At 68.7% G+C, this 6925-nt stretch carries 6 protein-coding genes and 1 tRNA gene; 4 read left to right on the top strand and 3 right to left on the bottom strand.

Annotated elements, in window-relative coordinates:
- Positions 1-430 precede the first annotated feature (430 nt).
- Together AB0H52_RS28485 and AB0H52_RS28480 are read left to right on the top strand one after the other, a co-directional pair.
- Positions 431-1213: a transposase family protein gene (locus tag AB0H52_RS28485; RefSeq protein ID WP_357951298.1), complete on the top strand. Its 783-nt coding sequence runs from the start codon at positions 431-433 to the stop codon at positions 1211-1213.
- 602 nt (positions 1214-1815) lie between these two features.
- A complete protein-coding gene (locus AB0H52_RS28480; protein ID WP_357951302.1) occupies positions 1816-3324 on the top strand; it encodes a LacI family DNA-binding transcriptional regulator in 1509 nt (502 codons plus the stop codon).
- Between the two features lie 109 nt (positions 3325-3433).
- Here AB0H52_RS28480 and AB0H52_RS28475 read toward each other — a convergent pair.
- A tRNA-Val gene (locus tag AB0H52_RS28475) sits at positions 3434-3505 on the bottom strand.
- Positions 3506-3555: 50 nt separating this feature from the next.
- The gene (locus tag AB0H52_RS28470; protein ID WP_357951296.1) at positions 3556-4038 is read right to left on the bottom strand and encodes a TIGR02611 family protein; all 483 of its coding nucleotides are present in this window, start codon (positions 4036-4038) and stop codon (positions 3556-3558) included.
- Between the two features lie 368 nt (positions 4039-4406).
- Between AB0H52_RS28470 and AB0H52_RS28465 the strand changes: the two genes are divergently transcribed.
- Positions 4407-4838: an SsgA family sporulation/cell division regulator gene (locus tag AB0H52_RS28465; protein WP_007457244.1), complete on the top strand. Its 432-nt coding sequence runs from the start codon at positions 4407-4409 to the stop codon at positions 4836-4838.
- 113 nt (positions 4839-4951) lie between these two features.
- On the opposite strand, the gene AB0H52_RS28460 is transcribed toward AB0H52_RS28465, so the two are convergent.
- On the bottom strand, positions 4952-5728 hold the full coding sequence (locus AB0H52_RS28460; protein ID WP_278123493.1) for a glucose 1-dehydrogenase: 777 nt from the start codon (positions 5726-5728) through the stop codon (positions 4952-4954).
- Positions 5729-5931: 203 nt separating this feature from the next.
- On the opposite strand from AB0H52_RS28460, the gene AB0H52_RS28455 reads away from it, so the two are divergent.
- The gene (locus AB0H52_RS28455; RefSeq protein ID WP_151492681.1) at positions 5932-6924 is read left to right on the top strand and encodes an AraC family transcriptional regulator; all 993 of its coding nucleotides are present in this window, start codon (positions 5932-5934) and stop codon (positions 6922-6924) included.
- The last annotated feature ends 1 nt before the right edge of the window (position 6925 follow it).

The raw sequence follows: 6925 nt of genomic DNA, 5'->3' as shown, positions 1-6925 counted from the left end.
CCGAGACCTCCACGACCGCACCGACACCTTCGCCGTCTACGGCATCTAACAAACCATGATCAAACCGGACACTCCCGAACAACGCCGGGGCCGTGCCCGGCACGCGGCACTACACACGCCACGGAAGACGCAGACATCTCTCTCTACTTCCTAGAAGAGGAAGACGGCGCGTAGAGTAGTAGTAGCCCGCTCAGAGCGCCGCTAAACCAAAGAATCGATCTTGGCCCGGGGTGGGGACGGCTCCTTACCCCGGGCTTCTTCACGGCTTTGGCCCTCGGGGACTAACGCTCGAAAAAGTCCCGTCAGTGAGCCATTTTCATCGTGACGGCGCAGGTCACGGGCAGTGCGGGAGGCTGGTGTCGACATAGGACGAGGCTCCCGGTAAGACAGCAATCGACCAAGTTCAGATGCCCCAACCGGGAGCCTCGCTGTGCTGTCTTACCCTGCCGCGATTCCGTTGTCCAGCCGCAGCCTGAACCACCTCGCCGGTCTCATCCGAGCCCGCCGTGACCAGCGGCGATCCCGATGGCGGCGCCTCGACCCCGGCCGGCAAGCCCTGCTCGCCCTGGCCCACCTGCGTAACGGTGACACCCTGACCCGCCTGGCCGCCGGGTTCGAGATCGGTGCCACGACGGCCTGGCGCTACGTTCGAGAGGCCATCGACCTGCTCGCCGTCACCGCCGACAACCTGACTACGGCGATGACCAGGATCCGCCTGCTGGCCTACGCGATCCTCGACGGCACCCTGATCCCGACCGACCGGGTCAGCGACCAGAAGCCCTACTACTCCGGCAAGCATCGCCGTCACGGCGTGAACGTACAGGTCATCGCTGACCCGGCAGGCCGACTGATCTGGGCATCGGCCGCCCTGCCCGGCTCAGTCCATGACCTGACCGCAGCCCGCACCCACGCCATCATCGACGCACTGACCAACGCGAACGTGATGACCTTCGCCGACAAGGCCTACCAGGGCGCCCGCGGCAGCATCCGAACCCCCTTCAAACGCCACCGCTACCGGCCGAAACTCTCTCGCTGGCAGAAGAAGGCCAACCGCGCTCACGCCCGAATCCGCGCCATCGGCGAACGCGCCAACACCACCCTCAAGACCTGGAAAGTCCTGACCAGGCTGCGCTGCAGCCCACACCGGGCGACCCCGATCATGCAGGCCATCCTCGCCCTACATCACGTCGAGAACCCCACCCACCGAGGATGAAAAAGGCTCAGTGGGCATGGCCCAGCTGGCGGGGTGCCGGCTGGTGGCGTGGCGGTTCCTCCTCCAAGATCATCCGTCACACGGTAGCCCAGCCACCGAACGACGACCACGACGGTGCGGCGGCGTCTCCGCCAGCGTGAGAGGTCACCGCGAGTCGGCAACCGGGTGACCACGCCTCTCGGTCTTCACTGAGCCACAGACGAAGCCGGAAACGCGCCCAGCAGCCCTGAGCCCGACGCACCCGTCGCGCCCCCTGCCGCGCGGGCATCCGGTCGAGGCCAGCGCCAGAACCCGGCGTGCTCCTGGCGGCCATCGCCGGCGGCCCGCCGTGCCGCGCAGCCGTGTCTACGGCTCTTCACCACCGCGCCGTGTGCGCCGGGGCGTGACCGGCCGCCAGGCCGCACGCGCGCCCCGGCGCGACACGGCGGCGGGCCGAAGGCCCGCCCTTGACACTCCCCCGCCAGTCCGCCGGGCCGACCGGACTGCCATGCCCCAAGAGACGCAGGAGGGCAAGCCGGTAACCCGTCTCAGTGCTCGTGTTCCACGTCGTGCCCGTCAAGCCGTTTCAACTGCCGCATAGGAAAAGGAAGGACCAGCCGAGGATGGGATACGCCGAAAAGCGTGGCGATTACTGGCGCGCTCGATATAAGGCCGCGTCCGGCAAATACCCTGCGGTTACCGACGAGACCGGAGCTACGGTTCGCTTCCGTACCCGCCGCGAGGCCGAGCAGGCCGCCAACGATGCTGAGGCGCAGTCTCGGGCCGGTACCCGACGCGACCCTGCGGCAGGCCGAATTACGTTCGGAGAGTACGTGAACCGCTGGTACGCGGCGCAGGACCTTGCCGCGTCAACCATGCAGAACTACCGCCGACACGTCGAAGAACATCTGTTGCCAACGTTCGAACAAACGGCCATGGCAGATGTCCTTCCGGCAGACATCGCCGCATGGGAGAAGAAGGAACGAGCTGCCGGCTACGCTGAATCGAGCATTAGGACTTGGCGAGCAACTCTGCATCTAATTCTGGCTGATGCAGTAGAGGAAGGCTTACGAGACTCCAACCCGGCGTCTCGGCGACGTGGGCGAGGCAAGAGAGCCGGGCGATCCCGTAGCCGCGGCCCAGAGAAGACAATCACCTCAGCACTCGGGATACTGCTAATCGCGGAGCGGGCCGCGCTCCTTTCTGGTCGGGACGATGAATTTGTTGCTATCGTTACCAAGGGATTCACCGGCATGCGTTGGGGTGAACTGGTAGGGCTAGAGACTGGGTACGTTCGTCCGGCTTCGATCCGCGTCGAGTGGCAGCTCTATGAGCTTGACTCGGGTGAGCTGCACCGCTGTCCGCCGAAGGACGACTCTCACCGCCAAATCGACATTCCCGGGTGGTTGGATCGGCTGGTGTCGGAGCACTTGGCTCGGACCCGGCCGAAGCCATGCACCTGCCATGGCTTGACGTACGCGTTCGGTGGCCACCGGCCTCCAAAGGGGGCGGCACGTCGCCCTGGGGCAACCCTGGTAGACGTTGCCCGCCGGGCGGGTGTTTCCCCCGCGACCGCGTCAGCTGCGCTCAACCATCCGGAGGTTGTCCACGAGGTCACCCGCTCCCGAATCATGACTGCCATTGCGGATCTTGGATATGTGCGAGGTGGCGCGTCGGGAGAGCTTGCCGCCCACTGGCGTCGGACCAACTTCGCGACCTGGTTGTTTCAGCCGGCGGCTACTGGCTGGTATCCGAAGAAGGGCCACCTGATAGTGCGGCCGGTGCCGGTGCTCGGTGAGCCTTGGCCAGGCGTCCCAGTGCGGGGTCGTGCTGCGGCTGGACGCGCCGACGCATGTTGGCTGCCCATCGCCCCGGGACTGACCCCACACGGTCTACGGCACACCCACAGGACCCTTATGGAGGAGCTGGGTACGCCTGGGAAGCTCGCGGACGAACGGATGGGGCACACGGATGGGTCGGTACAGGCCCGATACACCCACGTCACACCCGTGATGCGGACAAGGCTGATGGAAGGCCTGACGGAACTATGGGAGGCAGCTTTGAAGGCTCGACAGACGATGGCGTCCGGCTCTCCCGTGGCTGCGCTTGATCGGCTGCTGTCCGACCGCTAAAGCAGTCACAAAGATCATCTCCCCAGCTTCTCCCAAGTGGAGTCAGGAAAAGCATCGGAGGCCAGATCCGGTTTCCCGGTTCTGGCCTCCGACCTGCTCATATTCAAGGTGGGCGATGCTGGTATCGAACCAGCGACCTCTTCGGTGTGAACGAAGCGCTCTCCCACTGAGCTAATCGCCCTCAGCGCCGTTGACTCTACCCGATCGTGGAACCAGACCGGAAATCCGGGGTCAGTGCGTCGCGAGGTAGTGCATCGCCGCGGCCACCACGTCGATGCCGAGGCTGTACTTGAGGGAGAGCCACACCACGGTGCCGACGAAGACCAGCCCGACGGCGCCGAGCAGGATTCGCACCAGAAGTGACTGCCTTGTCACCCATCGCGTCCAGCCGTGGACGTGCCGGCGGGTGAAGCCGAGCAGTCGGCGGGCCCAGTGGAATTCGACGGCCCAGATGCCGAGGCCGGCGATGACCAGCAGCCAGCCCGGCCCGGGTAGCGGGATGAGGGCGATGCCGATGGTCACGACGAGCGCCCCGGCGATCGCGATGAAGATCTTGAGGGCGATCCGGCCGGTGGGGTTGGCCCGGATCACGTCGAGGGTCATCGAGATCCGTCGCCGCCAGTGGGGGCGCTGCGGCGGGTCTCCGACGACGAGGACTCCGCCGGGGCGGCCGGCGTCGGGCGTCGATTGTCCGGGTCGCTCGGGCTGCTCCATCGGCACTGCGTACCCCCGCTGTTCGGCTTTTCGGGCCGCGACGTTCGGCGGGCCGGACGTCGCGGGCGGATCCACTGAGGATCGGTTCGTGACCATTTCACCCCCCAGTGTCGCGCGGGCCCGTCACTGCAACGGCCGACTGGACGTTACCGGAGTAAGTCGACGACTGAGCCACCCGATGCCGGGCGGTATCACGCACTGGGCAGAACCGGAAATCCTACATGAATCCTCACATTCACGCGGCCTTTCCGTCCCCCTTCCCACCACTGGGTGAAGTCAGCGTATGGCGGAGCGTAGCCAGGAGTAGCACCTGAGTATGGAAAAGCGGGACACGCGCGTTCCGCAGCGGTGCCGGGGGGAGAACGTCCATGAGTGTCATTCGACCGACGACCGTAGAGGTCGAGACGTCGCTAAGGCTCGTCGCACCTGACGCCACCGCCTTGCCGGTGCGTGCCAGTCTGCGTTACGACCCTGCTGACCCGTATGCGGTCCATGTCCTGTTCCATGCCGAATCGGCCGGGGGTGAGGCGGTGAGTTGGTCGTTCGCTCGCGAACTCCTGGTCACCGGCCTGGACGAGCCGGCTGGCATCGGGGATGTGCGGGTCTGGCCCTGGGCCACCCCGCGCGGCGACTTCGTCGCGCTGGCCCTGTCGTCACCGGACGGCAACGCCCTCTTCGAGGTGCCGCGCAGCGTCCTGGTGCGATTCCTTCGACGGACGTACGTCGTCGTCCCGCGCGGCCGCGAGGCCGAGCACCTGGACGTCGACACGGCGGTGAACCGGCTGCTCGCCGGTCGCTGATCACCGCCCGAAAGGGCAACACCGGCCAACCGGGGCCGCGCGGATCTGCCGAGTCCGCGCGGCTCCGGCACACCCAGGGGGTACGCGGACAGTCCGCCCCGGTCGGCCGGTGCTCAGCCGTGCGTGGTGATGCCGCCGTCGACGGGGATGACCGCGCCGGTGAGGTACGCGCCGGCCCGCGACGAGAGGTAGATGGCCGTGCCGGCCATGTCGTCGGGGCGGCCGATGCGGCCCAGTGGCACCTGCTGCTCGATGCTGGCGCGGCTCGCCGGGTCGTTCAGCGCGAACGCCATCATCTTGCTCTCGAACGGGCCGGGTGCGATGGCGTTGACGGTGATCTGTTCGCCAGCGAGTTGGTGGGCGAGGCTGCGGGTGAGCATGTGCACGGCGGCCTTGGTGGCCGAGTACGCGTACACCTCCATGAACGGCACCCGGATGCCGTCGATCGACCCGATGTTGATCACGCGGGCCGGGTCGTCGGCGCTGGCGGCGGCGCGCAGCGCCGGCAGCAGCGCCGTGGTCAGCCGGAAGACGGCCTTGACGTTGACCGCCCAGAGCTTGTCGAACGCGGCCTCCGGGTAGTCCTCCAGCGGCGCGCCCCAGGTGGCGCCGGCGTTGTTGACCAGCACGTCGAGGCGTCCGAAGCGGTCCCGCACGGCGGCGGCCAGCGCCTCGGCCGCGGCGTCGTCGCTCAGGTCGGCGGGGATGGCCTCGCAGCGACCCTCGGCGGAGAGTTCCTTGGCGACCGCCTCGCAGACCTCCGCCTTGCGGGACGAGATGATCACGTGGGCGCCGGCCCGGACGAAGCCCTGGGCGATCATCAGACCGATCCCCCGCGAGCCGCCGGTGACCAGAACCGTCTTGCCTTCGACCGAGAACAGCTGCGTCATGCCCATCCCATCGCGAGTCGGAGGGGTCCGCCGGTCGGTCGGGCGGCCGGCGGGGCGCCGGCGGACCGCGGACCGGACGGCGCTACCGCCGGGTAACGTAGCCCGGTCGCCGGGATCGGGACAAGCCCGTGCCGCCGTGGCCGGGCCACCGCGCACCCCGACCGGGATGCGGTGACCTGCGGTTCGGGCTACCGTCGCAGGCGATGGTCTCCACCGGTCCCTCCCCCGCGCCACCGATCGGAACGGTGTCACCCGTACCCGACGAGATCGCCACGTTCGCGTTGGCCGACCTGGCCCCCGACCGCGGCTGGCGTCGGCCGGTGCTCGTCGACCGGGAGTTGTTGATCCTCACCACCCGGCGGCACGGCGACGCCGAGCTGGACTTCCACCTGTTGCCGTGCCGACCCGGCACGCTGCTGCGGATCCGTGCCGGTCAGGTGTTGCGCTGTCCCGGCCCGCAGTTCGACGGCACCGTGGTCGCCTGGGACGCGGAGGCGCTGCGCGGATTCGACGTCGACCCGGACGCCCCGGCGAGCTGGCGGCAGTTGGCCGGCGAGGACGAGGACGCGGTGATCACCGAGGTCAGCCAGTTGGCGGTGGACTGTCAGCGGCACGGCGACAGTCCGGCCGGCCGCGCCCTGCTGCGCCACCAGCTCGCCGTGCTGCTGTTGCGGCTGACCCTGCCCGACGCCGACCAGGTGCCACCCCGGCCCGAGGTGGAGACGTTCCGCCGGTTCCGCCGCGAGGTGGAGCACGGCTACCAGGTCACCCGGCGGGTGGAGGACTACGCCGCCGGGCTCGGCTGCTCGGTACGGACCCTGACCCGGGCGTGCCTGGCCGTCACCGGCAGCAGCGCCAAGCAGGTCATCGACGAGCGGGTCGCGTTGCAGGCCGCCCGCCTGCTCGCCGCGACCGACGAGCCGATCGCCCAGATCGGCCGGCAACTCGGGTTCTCCGAGCCCACCAACTTCGGCCGTTTCTTCACCCGGGAGGTCGGGCTCAGCCCCGGCGCGTTCCGCGCGGCCCGGGAGCAGCCGGCCGCCGGCCGGGTGGTGCGCCCCCGACCGCCGGCCGAGGCCGCCGGCGTCAACGGGGGCCGCTTCCGCCCGGGCAGCCCCGGCGAGCCGGCCAACGGCGGTCACGGCACCCGGACCGGGTCGCCCACCGGGCCGGGTGGCGGCACCGGCCGGGCATGAT

The sequence above is a fragment of the Micromonospora sp. NPDC050695 genome (assembly GCF_040654415.1).
Lineage (GTDB): Bacteria > Actinomycetota > Actinomycetes > Mycobacteriales > Micromonosporaceae > Micromonospora.
The sequence above is the reverse complement of the archived record's forward strand: the minus strand, read 5'-3'. Positions and strand labels throughout refer to the sequence as shown.

Excerpts from the sequence above, each read along its gene's own strand:
- AB0H52_RS28460 (WP_278123493.1), bottom strand. The coding sequence starts at position 5,728 with ATGACGCAGCTGTTCTCGGTCGAAGGCAAGACGGTTCTGGTCACCGGC.
- AB0H52_RS28480 (WP_357951302.1), top strand. The coding sequence starts at position 1,816 with ATGGGATACGCCGAAAAGCGTGGCGATTACTGGCGCGCTCGATATAAG.
- AB0H52_RS28470 (WP_357951296.1), bottom strand. The coding sequence starts at position 4,038 with ATGGAGCAGCCCGAGCGACCCGGACAATCGACGCCCGACGCCGGCCGC.
- AB0H52_RS28465 (WP_007457244.1), top strand. The coding sequence starts at position 4,407 with ATGAGTGTCATTCGACCGACGACCGTAGAGGTCGAGACGTCGCTAAGG.
- AB0H52_RS28455 (WP_151492681.1), top strand. The coding sequence starts at position 5,932 with ATGGTCTCCACCGGTCCCTCCCCCGCGCCACCGATCGGAACGGTGTCA.